Annotated in this window: 11 protein-coding genes; 4 read left to right on the top strand and 7 right to left on the bottom strand. The window is 74.5% G+C overall.

The features are described from left to right. Positions 1-108: 108 nt before the first annotated feature. The 6 genes from ABZ457_RS22005 to ABZ457_RS21980 all read right to left on the bottom strand — a co-directional run bounded on the left by ABZ457_RS22005 (position 109) and on the right by ABZ457_RS21980 (position 10,474). Complete coding sequence (locus ABZ457_RS22005) at positions 109-852, bottom strand: Clp protease N-terminal domain-containing protein (protein ID WP_359159711.1); 744 nt, start codon at positions 850-852, stop codon at positions 109-111. A gap of 74 nt (positions 853-926) precedes the next feature. After that, positions 927-3,221, bottom strand: coding sequence for an ABC transporter permease (locus tag ABZ457_RS22000; RefSeq protein WP_359159709.1), 2,295 nt, complete (start codon positions 3,219-3,221; stop codon positions 927-929). Then, complete coding sequence (locus ABZ457_RS21995) at positions 3,218-3,862, bottom strand: ABC transporter ATP-binding protein (RefSeq protein ID WP_359159707.1); 645 nt, start codon at positions 3,860-3,862, stop codon at positions 3,218-3,220. The genes ABZ457_RS22000 and ABZ457_RS21995 overlap by 4 nt, the downstream gene beginning before the upstream one ends. A 200-nt stretch (positions 3,863-4,062) precedes the next feature. After that, entirely contained in the window at positions 4,063-6,090 is a 2,028-nt protein-coding gene (locus tag ABZ457_RS21990) for a M4 family metallopeptidase (protein ID WP_359159705.1), read from the bottom strand. A gap of 542 nt (positions 6,091-6,632) precedes the next feature. Beyond that, positions 6,633-8,585 carry an ATP-binding cassette domain-containing protein gene (locus ABZ457_RS21985; RefSeq protein WP_359159703.1) on the bottom strand — a complete coding sequence of 651 codons (1,953 nt, stop codon included), beginning with the start codon at positions 8,583-8,585 and terminating at the stop codon, positions 6,633-6,635. After that, positions 8,582-10,474, bottom strand: coding sequence for an ABC transporter ATP-binding protein (locus ABZ457_RS21980; protein ID WP_359159701.1), 1,893 nt, complete (start codon positions 10,472-10,474; stop codon positions 8,582-8,584). The genes ABZ457_RS21985 and ABZ457_RS21980 overlap by 4 nt, the downstream gene beginning before the upstream one ends. 161 nt (positions 10,475-10,635) lie before the next feature. Here ABZ457_RS21980 and ABZ457_RS21975 point away from each other — a divergent pair, with 161 nt between their 5' ends. The 4 genes from ABZ457_RS21975 (at position 10,636) to ABZ457_RS21960 (ending at position 14,870) form a co-directional block, all read left to right on the top strand. Continuing rightward, complete coding sequence (locus tag ABZ457_RS21975; protein ID WP_359159699.1) at positions 10,636-11,592, top strand: ABC transporter ATP-binding protein; 957 nt, start codon at positions 10,636-10,638, stop codon at positions 11,590-11,592. Between the two features lie 419 nt (positions 11,593-12,011). Next, complete coding sequence (locus ABZ457_RS21970) at positions 12,012-12,779, top strand: ABC transporter permease (RefSeq protein ID WP_359159697.1); 768 nt, start codon at positions 12,012-12,014, stop codon at positions 12,777-12,779. Between the two features lie 200 nt (positions 12,780-12,979). Beyond that, positions 12,980-14,215, top strand: a complete 1,236-nt coding sequence (locus ABZ457_RS21965) for a sensor histidine kinase (RefSeq protein ID WP_359159742.1) — start codon at positions 12,980-12,982, stop codon at positions 14,213-14,215. Beyond that, positions 14,208-14,870 carry a response regulator transcription factor gene (locus ABZ457_RS21960; RefSeq protein ID WP_359159695.1) on the top strand — a complete coding sequence of 221 codons (663 nt, stop codon included), beginning with the start codon at positions 14,208-14,210 and terminating at the stop codon, positions 14,868-14,870. Before ABZ457_RS21965 ends, ABZ457_RS21960 begins: the two co-directional genes overlap by 8 nt. Before the next feature lie 66 nt (positions 14,871-14,936). Here the strand turns inward: ABZ457_RS21960 and glgX are convergent, their stop codons facing one another. After that, a complete protein-coding gene (gene glgX, locus ABZ457_RS21955; RefSeq protein WP_359159740.1) occupies positions 14,937-17,228 on the bottom strand; it encodes a glycogen debranching protein GlgX in 2,292 nt (763 codons plus the stop codon). Between the last annotated feature and the right edge of the window lie 269 nt (positions 17,229-17,497).

Genomic DNA, 17,497 nt, shown 5'->3' with positions numbered 1-17,497 from the left:
CGCACCCGCACCACCCACGGCGCACCGCTTCCGCGAGCGGTGCGCCGTGCGCGTGGGCCGTGCCCCGGGCGGCGGGATCGGGTTCCGCCGCCCGGGGCACACCCGCGCTCAGGGCTGATCCGGCCGCCCTGCGGTGATCGCCGCCAGCGTCTCCCGCACCCACTCCTCCACCGCGCCCTTGTCCACGCCGAGGGAGGACAGCGGGCCGGTGCCGTCCTCCGCCTCCAGGAGGGCGAGGAGGATGTGCTCGGTGCCGATGTAGTTGTGGCCCAGGCGCAGGGCCTCGCGGAAGGTGAGTTCCAGGGCCTTGCGGGCGCGGGCGTCGTACGGGGCGATCTCCGGGAGGTCGTCGGCGGCCGGGGGCAGCGCGGCGGCCGCCGCCTCGCGGACCCGGGCCGCGTCCGCGCCCCGGGCGGCCAGGGCCCGGACGGCGAGACCGTCCGGCTCGGCGAGCAGACCCAGTGTCAGGTGCTCGGGCCCGACATGGGTGTTGCGGGCCTCGCGCGCCTCGTTCGACGCGGCCGCGACGACGTTCCGCGCCCGGGCGGTGAAGCGGCTGAAGCCCTGGCTCGGGTCCAGGTCGAGCGGCTGGTCGGACTCCTTGGTGACGAAGCGCTTCTGGACGGCCTGCTTGGAGACCCCCATCGACTTCCCGATCTCGGTCCAGGACGCGCCGGAGCGGCGGGCCTGGTCCACGAAGTGGCCGATGAGGTGGTCGGCGATGTCCCCGAGATGATCCGCCGCGATGACCGCGTCGGAGAGCTGGTCGAGGGGCTGGGTGTGGGCCTTCTTGATCGCCTCGATCAGGTCGTCGAGGCGTACGGGATGCGTCAGACGCACGGGCTCGGTCATGCGACAACCTTAGGTTGACGACTCCTGGGTCGTCAACCACGGGTTGACGATCCGGGAGTCGTCGTCGGTCCTCGTCAGTCGCGCCGGATCAGCTCCGGGTCCACCCGGCGGCCGACCAGCGGGAGGGTCGCCAGCGCGGTCGTCACCAGCACCCCCGCCGCCGCGCCCGCCAGCACCGGCAGCCCGGCCGTGTCCCAGCGCACCTCGGTGCCCGCGGTGATCAGATAGCAGGCCTCGGCGAGCTTGCCCAGCAGGAGGGCGAGCGCCAGGCCGATGCCCAGCGGCACCACCACCTGCAGGCACTGCACGGCCCGCAGGGTCCGGGCCCGGGCCCCGAGCAGGGTCACGGCGGTGACCTGCGGCCGCCGCTCCACCGCCCGGTCCGTGACGGAGACCGTGAAGGCCGCCGCCCCGATGGCCAGCCCCATCACCATGCCCAGACCCAGCAGGGTCTCGATCACCGCGATCTGCTGGAGCCCCTGGACGTTGACCCCGAGAGGTACGACCTCCGCCGTGGGGGCGACGGCCCCGATGCCGTCCAGGACACCGCGGACGGCGTCCGGGTCCGAGCCGCCGGACAGCACCAGCTGCGCCGACTCGGGCCGGGCGCCCGCGGGCAGCATCGACGGCGGGACGAGCACGGCGGCCGAGCCGACCGCCGAGGGGCTGGGCGCCCGGAAGACCACTGCCTCGGACGGCAGCGTGATCTCCAGGGTCCGCTTCCCGCCCGGCGCGTCCAGCCGGTACGGGAAGGCGGCACCGGGCACGACGCCGGGGTCCGTACTGGAGTTGGGGTCGACGAGCCGCAGCACCCGTCCGTCCGCGCAGCCATCGGACTGCCGGACCAGGCGCTCCAGTTGGGCGCAGGTGGCGACCAGGGCGGTGGCCCGGGAGCTCGTCTCGTCGCCCTCGGCCTCCAGGTCCGCCCAGGAGTCCATGGTCAGGGCGCCGGCCCGTACGCCCGGCACCTCCGTCAGCTCGCGCTGCTGGGCGGGGGTGATGCCCGACAGGGGCAGGGCGTAGTCCTGGGTGGGTCCGGAGGGGCGGGTGACCTCCGCCAGCTGGATCAGCACGCCCTGGCCGAGCGAGGCGGCGAACACCAGCAGCACCAGCCCGGAGACGACCCGCATCGTGCCGCCCGGCTCCACCTCGTTGCGCCGCATCGCGAGGCTCAGCGCCAGGGAGTCCGCCGAGCGGGCCACCCGCCGGGCCACCGTGTGGGAGATCAGCGGCAGGGTGGTGACCAGCCCGACGCCGGTGAGGAGCACCCCCGCGAGGATCAGCGGGGCGTTCAGCCCGAGATTGGACGCGGGACGTCCGGCGAGGTCGGTCGCGCAGTACCCGCAGACGATGCCGAGCCCGGTCACCAGCAGCAGAGCCCCCCACTTCGACGGCGGCCCCGGCGGCGCGGTGCGCCGTACCGCCAGCGGCCGGGCCGCCGCGTCGCGTCCGCCGGCCCGTCCCGCGAACCAGGCGAGGGCCGGGCAGCCGATCAGGCAGACGGCGACGGTCGCCGCGGAGAGGGCGCCGTCCTCGGGGTACCAGCGCAGGCTGGGCAGACCGGTCCGGGACATGACCTGGTTGAGCACCGCGTACTCGGCCAGTCCCAGAAGGGCGCCGATCAGCGCGGCGACCACGGTCTCGGCGGCGTTCACCCGCTGGGTGCCCCTGATGCTCAGTCCGAGCAGCCGCAGCGAGGCGAGCCGGCGGGTGCGGGCGGCGGCGGACAGCCTGGCGCACACCGAGAGGAAGATGCCCAGCGGGAGCAGGACGAGAGTGCCCAGCGCGAACCGGAGATTGCCGAGGGTGGACGGTTCGACCGCCGGGGACGGCGCGTAGGGGTACCCGAAGCCGGTGAGCGTGCGCGCCTCGCCGGTGATCCGCTCGGGGCTCGTGCCGACGTAGGCGAACAGCTCATCGGGGTGGGCGAGGCCCGCGGGCCCGATGGTGCCCGCCACCGTGCCCGGCAGCCGTCCCTTGATGCCGGGCTGCTCGCGCAGCAGATCGCGTACGCGAGGGGAGACGAACACCTCTCCCGCGCGGGGGAGTTCGTCCAGGCCGGGGGGTGCGGGCCCGGTGGCCGTCCCGCCGGTGGTGCCCCGCGCGACGAACACCCGGGTGAAGGGCTGTGAGCCGTAGGGGTCCGAACGCTGGAGGACGAGGGGCGCGCCCGCCGTCCGCTCCGAGACGGTCTGGGGCTCGCGGTCGGCGGCGCGGCCGTCGTGGGCGTCCAGGATCGCGGGGATGGTGAGGACGAGGGCGAGGCAGCAGACGCCGAAGGAACTGCCGGCGGCCATCAGCAGGAAGCGCACGCGGCTGCCGCGGCCCGCGCCGAACAGCAGTCGCAGACCGAGCAGGAACTCCCTCACGCGCCGGCCTCCGTGGCTCCGGCGCGAGCCGCGGCCTCCGCGGTGAGCCGCCCGTCCGCCATCGTGTAACGGCTGTCCCCCTGGGCCGCCACCGCCGGATCGTGGGTCACCAGCACGACCGCGGTGCCCTGCGACCGCGCCAGTTCGAGGAACTCGCGCAGCACGGCGGCGGCGTTGGCGCTGTCCAGCGACCCGGTCGGCTCGTCCGCGAACACCACGGCCGGGCGGTGCACCAGGGCGCGGGCGACCGCCACCCGCTGGCTCTGCCCGCCGGACACCTGGGACGGCCTGCGCTCCCGCAACTCCTCGATACCGAGCCGCTCCAGGACCTCCCGGGCCGCCGCCAGCGCGGGCTTCTTGCGCATCCCCGCCAGGCGCAGCGGCAGGGCGGTGTTCTCCTCGACGGTGAGTTCGGGGAGCAACTCCCCGTACTGGAAGACGAACCCGAAGCGCTCGCGGCGCAGTGCGCTGATGCCTTCGTCGTCCAGGTCCGCGAGCGAGCGCCCCTCGAACAGCACCCGCCCCCGCGCGGGCGCCAGGACCCCGGCCAGGCAGTACAGCAGCGAGGACTTGCCCGATCCGCTCTGGCCGCTGATGACGGCCACTTCGCCCCGCCCGACGCGAAGCTGCGCGTCGCGCACGGCGGGACGGCTGCCGTAGGAGAGGTCGACTCCTTCGGCGGAGAGTACGACTGACGTGCTGATGGCTTTCCCCCGCTGGCCATGGTGCTTCCAGGGCGACGAGAACACTACGTGGAACGGTCGACGCACACCGCGCCGCCCGCCCCCTGGGAGGGGGCGGGCGGCGCGCACGTGGTGTGGTGCGGGGCGGGGCCGGTGGGTCAGAAGGTGAGTTTCCAGCTGTTGATGCGGCCCGTGTCGTAGCGGTACACGTCCTGGACGCGGAGCTTCCAGGCGCCGTTCGCCGTCTCGGAGGAGGCGTTGACGGTGTAGGTCGCCCTGACGTTGTCCGCGGAGTCGGAGCCGCTGCTGTTCTTCAGGCGGTAGGCCGTGCCGTCCGGGGCGAGGAGGTCGATGACCAGGTCGCCGCGGTAGGTGTGGGTGATGTCCACGTCGACCTTGAGCGCGGCGGGCGCGTTGCCCGTGCGGCCGGTGACGTCGATGGTGGAGGTCACCGCGGCGCCCGCGTCCGGGATGGCGACGGGGGTGGTGTTCTCGTAGACGCCGCCGGGCTCACCCGGGTCGCCGCCGCCGGGGCGGGAGCCGACGTTGATGCCGGCCCAGGCGTCCGTGACGGCCTTGACCTCGGGGCTGCTCGCGCCGTACAGCTCGGTCGCCACCGCGAGGGTGCCGGTGCGGGCGCCCGCGTAGTCGGTACGGGAGTTGAACTTCGTGGTCAGCGCCTTGAACCAGATCAGCGCCGCCTTCTCCCGGCCGATGCCGGTCACGGGCAGGCCGTCGGAGGTCGGCGAGTCGTAGTTCACGCCGTTGATGGTCTTGGCGCCGCTGCCCTCGGAGAGCAGGTAGAACCAGTGGTTCGCCGGGCCCGAGGAGTAGTGGACGCCGATGTTGCCGATGCCCGCGTACCAGTAGTCCTTGGAGGAGCCGTCCTTGCTCGGCTTGTCCATGTAGCGCAGCGGGGTGCCGTTGCCGCGGATGTCGATCTTCTCGCCGACCAGGTAGTCGCCCTGGTCCTGGGGGTTGTTGGCGTGGAACTCGACGGCCGCCGCGAAGATGTCGCTGGTCGCCTCGTTCAGGCCGCCGGACTCGCCGCTGTAGATCAGGCCCGCGGTGTTGGAGGTCAGGCCGTGGGTCATCTCGTGCGCGGCCACGTCGATCGAGGTGAGCGGCTTGGCGTTGCCCGCGCCGTCGCCGTACGTCATGCAGAAGCAGCTGTCCTGCCAGAAGGCGTTGACGTAGTTGTTGCCGTAGTGGACCCGGGAGTACGCGCCGACGCCGTCGCCCCGGATGCCGGAACGGCCGTGCACGTTCTTGTAGTAGTCCCAGGTCAGGGCCGCGCCGTAGTGCGCGTCCGCGCCCGCGGTCTCCGGGTTGGACGGGGTGCCGTCGCCCCAGACGTCGTCGGAGCCGGAGAACAGGGTGCCGGTGCCCGAGGTGCCGCGGTTGAGGTTGTTGGTCCTGTGGTTGCCGCGGGTGGTGTCGGTCAGCGTGTACGAGGGCGCGGTGCCCAGCGTCACCTGGCCGCTGTACTGGGTGTTGCCGGTGCCGTTGTGGACGGCCTGCCACTCGAAGAGCTTCGCGCCGGTGGCGGCGTCGGTGACGACGTGCAGCTCGTTCGGGGTGCCGTCGTGCTGGAGGCCGCCGACGACGGTCTCGTAGGCGAGGGTCGGGCTGCCCGAGCCCATCCACACGACCTTGCGGGGCGCCCGCTCGGCCTTCGTCGCCTTGGAGCCCTCGGCCTTCGCGGCGCCGAGGGCCTGCTTCTCGGCGGTCGCCGCGGGGACGTCCGCCGTGGTGTCCACGCCCGCGAGCCGTGCCGGGGACGCCTTGGTGACCGCCTCGGTCGCCCCGGCGGGGGACTCCGCGACCACGAGGTCGCCGCCGAGGACCGGCAGCCCTTCGTAGGTGCGCTCGTAGCGGGTGTGCGTGGTGCCGTCGCGGTCCTGGACCACGTCCCGGACGACGAGCTTCTCCTTGGCCGTCAGGCCGATCTCCTTCGCGGTGGCGGCCGTCGTCGCGGACGCCTCGCGGATCAGCTCCGCGCGCTGCGAGGGGGAGAGGCTCTTCGGGAGCGCGCCCGGATCCGCCTGCGTCTGCTGCGCGGCGGCGGGGGCCGCGGCGGGCTGCGGGGCGGCGGAGGCGCCGGTCTGGAATCCGACCGCGATCATGGCGGCCGACGCGATGAGGGCTCCGGTCGCGGTGGCGCGACGGCGATGCGTGGGTCTCACGCGAACTCCTTCTGCGAGGGGGGTACCGGCCGGCTGGGTGGGCGGGCCGGGCGTGCAGTGGGGCATTCGGAGCGGTGATGCGTGGAACGGGGGAAGAGTGGCAGCCGTGAGCGGTTCCTGTCAGGAGCGCGACAAGAACTTGGCCGGAAGTCGTCCGGTCCGTGAAGGTCGTTGTTCGTTGAGCGGACATTTCAGGGGTATGACGGCCCCCCTCGGCGCGGAGTTCGCCCGCACCGGCGCGGCAAGGCCGCGGGTGGTCCCGGCGGGGGCGCGGATTGTGACGGGAGGGTTGAGTGTGACGCCGCGTCCCACCCGCACGCGCCCCCGGCGCATGGCCGGATCCGTGCGCCCCCGAACCCGCCCCGAACCCGCCCCGGACCCGCTCCTGAATCCCCTCCTGAATCCGTCCCGCGCCCGGAACCCCGGCCTCCGTCACACCGGCGCACACCGGCGCGGGAGCCCCGCCCGATGGCCCCGCGGGCCGGGCTCCCCGGTGGCCCGGAGCGCCCTGCCCGTCACTCCCGCCCCTCAGTCCACCCCCGTCAGCCCACCAGGCTGTCCCGCCAGGCCCGGTGGAGGCCCGCGAAGCGGCCCTCGTCGGCGATGAGGGCGGCGGGCGGGCCGTCCTCGACGACGCGGCCGCGGTCCATGACGAGCACCCGGTCCGCGATCTCGACCGTGGAGAGGCGGTGGGCGATGACCACCGCCGTGCGGCCGCGCAGGACCGTGTCCATGGCCTGCTGGACGGCCCGCTCCCCGGGGATGTCCAGGGAACTCGTCGCCTCGTCCAGGATGAGCACCGAGGGGTCCGCCAGCAGGGCGCGGGCGAACGCCACCAACTGCCGCTGGCCCGCCGAGATCCGCCCGCCGCGCTTGCGCACGTCCGTGTCGTAGCCCTCCGGCAGGGACGCGATGAAGTCGTGCGCCCCGATCGCCTTCGCCGCCTGCTCGATCTCCGCCCGGGTGGCGTCCGGACGGCCGATCGCGATGTTCTCCGCGACCGTCCCGGAGAACAGGAACGCCTCCTGCGTCACCATCACCACGCCCCTCCGCAGCTCCGGCACCGCCAGCTCGCGCAGGTCCGTGCCGTCCAGCAGGACCCGGCCCTCGGTCGGGTCGTAGAACCGGGCCAGCAGCTTGGCCAGGGTCGACTTCCCGGCGCCCGTCGAGCCGACGACCGCCACCGTCTGCCCGGCCGGGATCGCCAGATCGAACCGCGGCAGCACCTCGCCACCCGTCCGGTACGCGAACGAGACCCCGTCGAAGACGACTTCCCGCCCCGGGCCGTCGCCCGCCGGGGCGGGCAGTTCGCGCGGACGGGCCGCCTCCGGCACCGAGGGCACCTGCGCCAGCAGACCCGCGATCTTCTCCAGCGACGCGGCCGCCGACTCGTAGGAGTTCAGGAACATCCCCAGCCGGTCGATCGGGTCGTACAGCCGGCGCAGATAGAGCACCGCCGCCGCCAGCACACCGAGCGCCAGGGTGTCCCCGGCCACCCGCCACGCACCCCACAGCACCATCGCCGCCACCGCCGTGTTGGCGACCAGCCGGGAGCCGACCACATAGCGGGCCATCTCCAGCAGCGAGTCCCCGTTGCTGCGCTCATGACGGTGGTTCAGCGCCCGGAAGGCCGCGTCATTGGCCCGCTCCCGGCGGAACGCGCGCACCGGCCGGATGCCGTTCAGGGTCTCCGCGAACTTCACGATCACCGCGGCGATCGCGGTGGACCGCGCGGCGAACACCTTGCGCGCACGCCGCCGGTAGAGCCGCACCAGCAGATACAGCGGCACGAACGAGGCCACCGCCACCGCACCCGTCCCCAGGTCCAGCCAGAGCAGCATCGCCGAGATGTAGACGAACGACAGCACCACGGCCATCAGTTCCTGGAGGCCCTCGCTCAGCAGTTCCTGGAGCGACTCCACGTCCGCGGTGGACCGCGAGATCAGCCGGCCCGAGGTGTAGCGCTCATGGAAGTCGACGCTCAGCGCCTGGGCGTGCCGGAAGATCCGGCCGCGCAGATCCAGCAGCGCGTCCTGGTTGACCCGGGCCGCGGAGCGGATGAACGCGTACTGGAGGACGCCCCCGGCCAGCGCGCACACCGCGTACCCGGCGGCGACGGCGACCAGCGGGCCGTGGTCACCCGCCCGGAACGCGGGCACGCCCCGGTCGATCGCGTACGCGACGAGCAGCGGACCCGCCTGGACGGCGGCCTGCTGGAGCAGCAGGAACAGGGCGGTGAGCGCGACCCGGGCGCGGTGCGGCGCGAGCAGCGACCGCAGCAGCGCGCCGGTCGCCCCGGGCGGGGCGGGCAGCGCGTCCCGGTCGAAGGGGTCCGAGGCGTCCGGGTCCGAGGCGTTCGGGTCCGAGGCGTCCGGGTTCGAGGGCCCGGAAGGCGGGGCCGGCCGGGAGGGGCCGGTGGGGGACGCGGGGGGCTCGGGGCGGGCCGGGTCGCCCGCCCGCTCCTCCACCGCGCTCGTCGTCGGTTCCGCCGTCACCGGGCCGTCCTCTCCGTCTCCGTCTCCGCCACCGTCTCCGCGCCCGCGTCCGTCTCCGCGCCCGCGTCCTTGGGCCGCCGGTCCGCCCCGGACATCAGCCACGCGTACTCCGCGTTGGTGCGCAGCAGTTCCTGGTGTGTCCCGACCGCCGCGATCCGCCCGCCGGACAGCAGGGCGACCCGGTCGGCGAGCATCACCGTCGACGGCCGGTGCGCCACCACCAGCGCCGTGGTCCGGGCGAGAACCTGCCGCAGCGCCGCCTCGACCAGCGCCTCCGTGTGCACGTCCAGCGCGGACAGCGGATCGTCCAGGACCAGGAAGCGCGGTTCGCCGACCACCGCGCGGGCCAGCGCCAGCCGCTGCCGCTGACCGCCCGACAGGCTCAGGCCCTGCTCCCCGACCTGGGTGTCCGCCCCCTTGGGCAGGGTGTCGACGAAACCGGCCTGGGCGATGTCCAGCGACCGCCGCAGGGCCTCCTCGTCCGCGTCCTGACCGGCGCCCATCAGCACGTTCTCCCCGACGGTCGCGGAGAACAGCGTCGGCTCCTCGAAGGCGACCGAGACCAGTTCGCGCAGCCGCTCCCGGGGCAGGGCGGTGATGTCGCGGCCGTCGAGGGTGATCCGCCCGGAGGTCGGATCGTAGAGCCGGGGGACGAGCGCGGTCAGGGTGGTCTTGCCGCTGCCCGTGCCGCCGACGAGGGCCATCGTCTCGCCGGTGCGCACATGCAGGTCGACGGGGCCGAGGACCGGGGCGGAGCCGGGCGGGGCGTCCGGGTAGCGGAAGGTCACGCCCTCGAAGCGCAGTCCCTCGCGGTGCGTGCCGCCCTCCCCGGGACCGGTGCCGGGGAACGCGCCCGCCCGGTCGCCGTCGTCGGCCTCCGGCTCCGCGTCCAGCACCTCGAAGTACCGGTCCGCCGCCGTCGCCGCCTCCTGGCTCATCGCCAGCAGGAAGCCGATGGAGTCGATCGGCCAGCGCAGCGCCAGCGCCGTCGACAGGAAGGCCACCAGCGTGCCCGCCGACAGGTCCCCGTCGGCCACCTGCACCGTGCCCAGCACCAGCGCCGCGCCGATCGCCAGCTCCGGCACGACCGTGATCAGCGCCCAGATCCCGCCCAGCAGCCGCGCCTTCTCCAGCTCCGTGCCGCGCAGCCGGCCCGCGAGCCCCCGGAACGCCTCCGACTGGCTGCGGTGCCGCCCGAAGCCCTTGACGATCCGGATGCCGAGGACGCTCTCCTCCACCACGGTCGTCAGATCGCCCACCTGGTCCTGCGCCCGCCGCGCGACCAGCGAGTACTTCGTCTCGAACAGCGCGCACGCGATCACCAGCGGCACCACAGGACCGAGCAGCAGCAGCCCCAGCGTCCACTCCTGGGCCAGCAGGATCACGAACCCCACCAGGATCGTGGTGCCGTTGACCAGGAGGAAGGTCAGTGGAAAGGCCAGGAACATCCGCAGCAGCATCAGGTCCGTGGTCCCGCGCGACAGCAACTGGCCCGAGGCCCAGCGGTCGTGGAAGGCCACCGGCAGCCGTTGCAGATGCCCGTAGAGGTCGGCGCGCATGGCCGCCTCCACACCGGCGAGCGGCCGGGCGACCAGCCAGCGCCGGAAGCCGAACAGGACCGCCTCCGCGATGCCGAGCAGCAGCACCACCAGCGCGCCCAGCCACACCCCGCCCGGGTCACGGTCCGCGACGGGGCCGTCCACCATCCACTTGAGGACCAGGGGGATGACGAGGCTGAGGCAGGAGGCCACGACCGCGACGAACGCCGCGCTGAACAGCCGGGCGCGCACCGGCCGCACATACGGCCACAGGCGCAGCAGGGAGCGCACGGCGGACCGCCGCTCCACGTCCGGGGCCGGCGGGGTGGGGGTGGGAAGTGAAGTGGGCATCAGCACCGAGAGTACGGTTCACCACTGACAGACTCATCTGTTTTTCGCGCGGCGCCGGTGGCCGTGGGCGCGGTCGTACCGCCGTATCAACCGATCGGCCGATGCGGCTTCGAGCGCGACGGACGATACCGCCGGCCCCCGCCCGACGGGACGCTGTGCGCATGGCGATTGTCGAAGTGAAGGGCCTGCGCAAGGCGTACGGCGTACGGCCGGTCGTGGACGGGATCGGCTTCGCGGTCGAGGAGGGCGAGATCTTCGGAATCCTCGGCCCGAACGGCGCGGGGAAGACCACCACCGTGGAGTGCGTCGAGGGGCTGCGGGTCCCGGACGCGGGCACGGTCTCCGTCTGCGGCCTGGACCCGGTCGCGGACCGGGACCGGGTCACCCGGCTGCTCGGCGCGCAGCTCCAGGAGAGCGAACTCCAGCCGAAGATCACCGTCCGGGAGGCGCTGGAGCTGTACGCCTCCTTCTACGAACACCCCGCGGACTGGCGGGCGCTGGCGGAACGCCTCGGGCTGACGGACAGGCTCGGCACCCGGTTCGCCAAGCTGTCCGGCGGGCAGAAGCAGCGGCTGTTCATCGCGTTGGCGCTCGTCGGCGCGCCCCGGGTGGTGGTGCTCGACGAACTGACGACGGGCCTCGACCCGCGGGCCCGCCGGGACACCTGGCGGCTCATCGAGGAGATCCGGGACGGGGGCGTGACCGTCCTGCTCGTCACGCACTTCATGGAGGAGGCCCAGCGGCTCTGCGACCGGGTCGCCGTCATCGACCGGGGGCGGGTCACCGCGCTCGACACCCCGGCGGGCCTGATCGGCCGGGCGTCGGCGTCGACGGTCATCTCCTTCACGCCGTCCGCACCGCTGGACGAGACGGAACTCGCCCGGCTGCCGCAGGCGGTGTCCGTCGAGCACCGGGACGGCCGGATCGTCGTCAACGGCACCGACGAGACGGTGGACGCGGTGGTCTCCCTGCTGGCCCGCCACCGCATCACGGCGGCGCGGCTGCGGGTGGCGGACGCGTCGCTGGACGACGCGTTCCTCGACCTGACGGGGCGGCAGCGCCCGACCGGCCCCGCCCCGACCCCCGTACCCCTCCCGGACGAAGGAAGCCTTCGATGACCTCACCGCACCACCCCCCGACCCCCGGCCGTGACCGGGCCGATCGCCCGGCCCTGGGCAATCGGGCCGCCGGCCCCGGCCCGGACCCGGCCGCGCCTGGGGCCTCCGGCCCGGTTTCCGGCCCGGTCGGGGCCGGTCGCCCGGCCTCCGGCCGTCCGGTCGTCGCCTCCGGACCGGACGCGCCCGCGCGAGCCACCCCAGGTGCGGACTCGGCCGCGCGGGCGGCCTCCGGCTCGGGATCGGCCCATGACCCGGTCGGGGCCGGTCGCCCGGCCGCCAGTCCGGTCGCCGCCTCCGGCGCCGGACCGGACCCGTCCACGCGAGCAACTCCCGGCCCGGACACGGCCGCGCCGGCGGCCCCGGGCACGGGCGCGGCCTCCGCCTCCGGCGCGAGCCCGGCGGCAGCCGCCGTTCCGGCGGTGGGCCGCGCCGGTGCGCGGCGGTCGCGGGGTGCCGGGGGTGCGGTGCTGCGGGCCGAGGCGCGGCTCTTCGGGCGGGAGCCCGGGTCGCTCTTCTGGATCGTGCTCTTTCCGACCGTCCTGCTGCTGATCCTCGGCATGATCCCCTCCTTCCGGGAGGCGTCCGAGGACCTCGGCGGCAAGCGGGTCATCGACCTCTACGTCCCCGTGGTCGTGCTGCTCTCCACCGTCATGGCCGGGCTCCAGGCCATGCCGCCGGTGCTCACCGGCTACCGCGAACGCGGCATCCTGCGGCGGATGTCCGCCACCCCCGTGCGTCCGTCCGCCCTGCTCGGCGCGCAACTCGCCCTGCACGGCGCGGCCGTCCTGGTCGCGGCCGTCCTCGCGCTGGCCGTCGGCCGGATCGCGTTCGGCGTCGCGTTCCCCGCGCAGCCCGCGGGGTACGCGCTCGCGCTGCTGCTGACCGCCGCCGCGGCCCTCGCGCTCGGCGCGACCGTCTGCGCCGTGTCGCGCACCCAGAAGATCGCGACCGCGATCGGCTCCGTGGTCTTCTTCCCGAGCATGTTCGCGGCCGGGGTGTGGGTGCCCGTCCAGGCGATGCCCGGCGCGCTCCGGGACGTGGTCGCCTTCACGCCCTTCGGCGCGGCCTCCCAGGCACTGGACCGGGCCGCCTCGGGGAGCTGGCCGGCCTGGGCGGACCTGGGCGTGACCGCGCTCTGGGCCGTCGTCCTCACGGCCGCCGCCGCGCGCTGGTTCCGCTGGGAGTGAGGGGTCGGGAGTGAGGAGCCGGGAGTGAGCACGGTGACGGGGCCGGGGGCGCCCGGGCGGGAGAGGGAGACTGACGGCATGGGAGTCCCGAAGGCCACCCCGCGCCCCCGTCCGCCCCCGCGCCGCCCGCCACCCCGACCACCCCGACCACCCCGACCACCCCGACCACCCCGCAAGGACAGGACCGCTGGGAGCAGTTCATCCGCCTCGGGCCCTGGATCCTGCTGGCCGTCGGCACGGTGACCGCCGCCGCCACCGCCCCCGCGCTGATGACCCCGGCCGAGATGTGGGCGGCCGGCGGTCTGACCCTGGTGGCGGTCGCGATCGAGTGGGGTTGGCGCACGATCAGCCGCGACCACCCCGTCCCGTCCGCCCCGGAGGAAGGGGAACCGGCGTACGCGGTGCCCGGCCGGGTCTACTTCGTGCTGCGCACCCTCGTCGGCTTCGCCCTTACCTGGTTGAACCCGCTCTTCGCCGTCTACGCGGTGATGGGCTACTTCGACTCGGTGCACCTGCTGCCGCCGCGCTGGGCCCGCGCCGGGCTGCTGGCCACCGCCGTGACCGTGGCGGGCTCCCAGTCGGGCGGCCTGCCGCCCGCCGAGGCCCTCAACTGGATGCTGTTCGTCGCCCTGTTCGCGCTCAACGGCACCCTGTGCCTGGTGTTCGTGAACATCGGTCTCCAGGAGGACGAGCGCGCCCGGCAGCGGCTCGCCACTATCGCCGAACTGGAGTACGCCAACGCGCGGTTGGCGCAGGCGCTGGACGAGAACGCCGGGCTGCACGCCCAACTCCTCGTCCAGGCACGGGAGGCGGGCGTCGCGGACGAACGCCGCCGGCTCGCGGCCGAGATCCACGACACGATCGCCCAGGGGCTCGCGGGCATCATCGCCCAGCTCCAGGTGGTCGCCGCCGCCAAGGACCCGGCCCTCGCCCGGCAGCATCTGGACCGGGCCGCGGCTCTGGCCCGGCACAGCCTGGGCGAGGCCCGCCGGTCCGTGCACAACCTCGCCCCGGCCGCGCTGGAGCACGACAGCCTGCCCGAGGCGCTGCGCAAGGCGGTGACCGCCTGGTCGGACGACCACGGGGTGGCCGCCGCGTTCACCGTGACCGGCACCGAGGAGCCGCTGCACACCGAGGTCGCGGCGACCCTGCTGCGGATCGCGGAGGAGGCGCTGGCGAACACCGCGCGGCACGCGGCGGCCGGCCGGGTGGGCGTGACCCTGTCCTACATGGGCGACGAGGTGACCCTCGACGTCCGCGACGACGGCCGGGGCTTCGACCCCGGTGCCCTGCCGCCCCGTTCGGCCGACGGCGGCTTCGGCCTCGCGGGCATGCGGGCCCGCGCGGAGCGGATCGCGGGGACGGCGGAGGTCGAGTCCGAACCGGGCCAGGGCACCGCGGTGTCCGCTCGCGTACCGTTGGTCCGCCATGGCTGACGACTCCCTCACCTCCATCACCCTGATCCTCGTGGACGACCATCCCGTCGTCCGGGACGGCCTGCGCGGCATGTTCGAGTCCGCGCCCGGTTTCCGTGTGCTCGGCGAGGCCGCCGACGGCGAGGAGGGCGTGGCCCTCGCCCTCCGGCTGGACCCGGACGTCGTCCTGATGGACCTGCGGATGCCCGGCGGCGGGGGAGTGGCGGCCATCGCCGAACTGGTCCGCCGCGGCGCCCGGTCCCGGGTGCTGGTCCTCACCACCTATGACACGGACACCGACACCCTGCCCGCGATCGAGGCGGGGGCCACCGGCTACCTCCTCAAGGACGCCCCGCGCGAGGAGCTGTTCACCGCGGTGCGGGCCGCCGCCGAGGGCCGGACCGTCCTCTCCCCGGCGGTCGCCTCCCGCCTGGTCTCCCGGGTCCGCCGCCCGGCCGCCCCGGAGGAGGAGCAGCTCTCCGCCCGGGAGCGCGAGGTGCTGGAGCTGGTGGCGCGGGGCACCTCGAACAAGGAGATCGCCCGGGAGCTGTTCATCAGCGAGGCGACGGTGAAGACGCATCTGACGCACATCTTCGCCAAGCTGGGCGCCCGCGACCGGGCGGCGGCGGTGGCCACGGCGTACGACCGCGGCATCCTCGGCCCCGCCGCCGGCTGACCCCAGAGGGACGGACCTGCCGGACGGGTTCAGGCCGACCCGCCCGGCAGGTCCGGTAAGGCTACCCTAAGTTGAACCGGTGCCGCCGCCTCCGTCGCCGCCTCCGTCTCCGTCTCCGTCCCTTGCCCGGTCCCCGCTCTCGCCTCCGTCCGGAACGGCCGCCTCCGAAAGCTCCGCCCCCGGCAGCACCCGCAGCAGCAGCACCGACCGCGCCGGGACCGTCACCGTCGTGCCGCCCGCGTACACCGTGCCCGGCGGCTCGGTCTGGTCCTCCCGGGAGGTGTCCACCACCAGTTCGTACGCCTCCGCCCACGGCCGGCCCGGCAGGCGGAACGGCACCGGGGTGTGCGCCGCGTGCAGGACCGTCAGGAAGCTGTCGTCGGTGACCTGTTCACCCCGCGCGTCCCGCCCGGGGATGTCCCGGCCGGAGAGGTACAGGGCCAGCGCCGCGGAGGGTGCGTACCAGTCGGACTCGGTCATCTCGGTGCCCTCGGGCGTGAACCACGCCAGGTCCCGCAGCCCGTCCGGGGCCTGCGGGCGGCCCGAGAAGAAGGCCCGGCGGCGCAGCACCGGATGCGCGTGCCGCAGGGCGAGCAGCCGGCGGGTCAGGGCCAGCAGCTCCTGCCCGCCCGGCTCCTGCGGCAGCGACCAGTCCAGCCAGCTGATCTCGTTGTCCTGGCAGTACGCGTTGTTGCTGCCGCGCTGGGTGCGGCCCATCTCGTCGCCCGCGACCAGCATCGGCACCCCGGTGGAGAGCAGCAGCGTGGTCAGCAGGTTCCGCAGCTGCCGCCGCCGCAGCGCGTTGACCGCCGGGTCGTCGCTGTCGCCCTCCGCGCCGCAGTTCCAGGACCGGTTGTCGTCGGTCCCGTCCCGGTTGCCCTCGCCGTTGGCCTCGTTGTGCTTGTGCTCGTAGGAGACCAGGTCGCGCAGGGTGAAACCGTCGTGCGCGGTGACGAAGTTGACCGAGGCGTACGGGCGGCGCCCGCCCCAGGCGTACAGGTCGCTGGAGCCGGACAGCCGGTAGCCGAGATCCCGTACGTCGTGCAGCGCGCCGCGCCAGAAGTCCCGGACCGCGTCCCGGTAGCGGTCGTTCCACTCGGTCCACAGCGGGGGGAACGCGCCCACCTGGTAGCCGCCGCTGCCCACGTCCCACGGTTCGGCGATCAGCTTCACCCGGCGCAGCACCGGGTCCTGGGCGATGACCGCGAGGAAGGGGGAGAGCATGTCCACGTCGTGCATCGAGCGCGCCAGCGCCGCCGCCAGGTCGAAGCGGAAGCCGTCCACCCCCATCTCGGTCACCCAGTAGCGCAGCGAGTCGGTGATCAGCCGCAGCACCTGCGGCTGCACCACGTGCAGGGTGTTGCCGCAGCCCGTGTAGTCCGCGTAGCGGCGGGCGTCGTGCTGGAGGCGGTAGTAGCCGCGGTTGTCGATGCCGCGCAGCGACAGCATCGGGCCCAGCTCCCCGGCCTCGGCGGTGTGGTTGTAGACGACGTCGAGGATCACCTCGATCCCGGCCGCGTGCAGCGCCCGGACCATCCGCTTGAACTCGCCGACCTGCTGCCCGGCCGTCCCCGAGGCCGCGTAGGCGGCGTGCGGGGCGAAGTAGCCGATGGAGTTGTAGCCCCAGTAGTTGACCAGGCCCCGGCGCAGCAGATGGTCCTCGTGGGCGAACTGGTGCACCGGCAGCAGCTCGACCGCCGTCACCCCGAGCGAGGTCAGGTGCTCGATCGCGGCCGGGTGGGCCAGGCCCGCGTAGGTGCCGCGCAGCTGCTCCGGGATGCCGGGGTGCCGCTTGGTGAAGCCGCGTACGTGCAGTTCGTAGATGACCGTGTCCGACCACGGGGTCTTGGGCCGGCGGTCGTCCCGCCACTCGTCGCCCCCGCCCGCGTCGTCGTGGACCACGACGCCCTTGGGCACGAACGGCGCCGAGTCCCGGTCGTCGCGCACGGTGTCGGCGACATGCTGCTGCGGCCAGTCGCGTACGTGCCCGTACACCTCGGGCGGCAGCCGGTAGTCGCCGTCGACCGCGCGGGCGTACGGGTCGAGGAGGAGCTTCGCCGGGTTCCAGCGGGCGCCCGTCCACGGGTCCCAGCGGCCGTGCACCCGGAAGCCGTAGCGCTGCCCCGGCCGGACGCCGGGGACGAAGCCGTGCCAGATCTCGTGGGTCAGCTCGGTGAGCGGCACCCGGGTCTCGGTCGCGTCCGGGCCGGGGCCGTCGAAGAGGCAGACGTCGACCCCCTCCGCCCCGCCCGCCCAGAGCGCGAAGTTGGTGCCCGCGACCCCGTCCGGACCCACCCGGTACCGGGCGCCGAGCGGGGTCGGCGCGCCCGGCCAGGCGGCCGGTCCCGCGCGGACCACCGGGCGGCTGCCCGCGGCGGACGGCGCCGGGGCGCGCGGCGGCGCACCCCGTGCGTCCCGCGCTCCCTCGGCCGGCGTCTCCTGTTCGGTTTCCGCTGCGCTCGACACCTCTCGGCCTCCCGCGGCTCGTCGGGCCCCTGACACCGGCGGGCCCGGACGGGCGTGCGCGGCGTCCCGGCCCCGTGCCCGTCGTCGGTCCTCCCGTCATTTCTGCCCGTCCGGCCCGCCTCCCAACATCGCACCCCTCCGCCGGCCCCCGGGACCGGCCC

It is taken from the genome of Streptomyces sp. NPDC005805 (genome assembly GCF_040630445.1).
Lineage (GTDB): Bacteria > Actinomycetota > Actinomycetes > Streptomycetales > Streptomycetaceae > Streptomyces.
The sequence above is the reverse complement of the archived record's forward strand: the minus strand, read 5'-3'. Positions and strand labels throughout refer to the sequence as shown.

Coding starts and splice junctions, on each gene's coding strand:
- ABZ457_RS22005 (WP_359159711.1), bottom strand. CDS start 852: ATGACCGAGCCCGTGCGTCTGACGCATCCCGTACGCCTCGACGACCTG.
- ABZ457_RS21980 (WP_359159701.1), bottom strand. CDS start 10,474: ATGCCCACTTCACTTCCCACCCCCACCCCGCCGGCCCCGGACGTGGAG.
- ABZ457_RS21975 (WP_359159699.1), top strand. CDS start 10,636: ATGGCGATTGTCGAAGTGAAGGGCCTGCGCAAGGCGTACGGCGTACGG.
- ABZ457_RS21960 (WP_359159695.1), top strand. CDS start 14,208: ATGGCTGACGACTCCCTCACCTCCATCACCCTGATCCTCGTGGACGAC.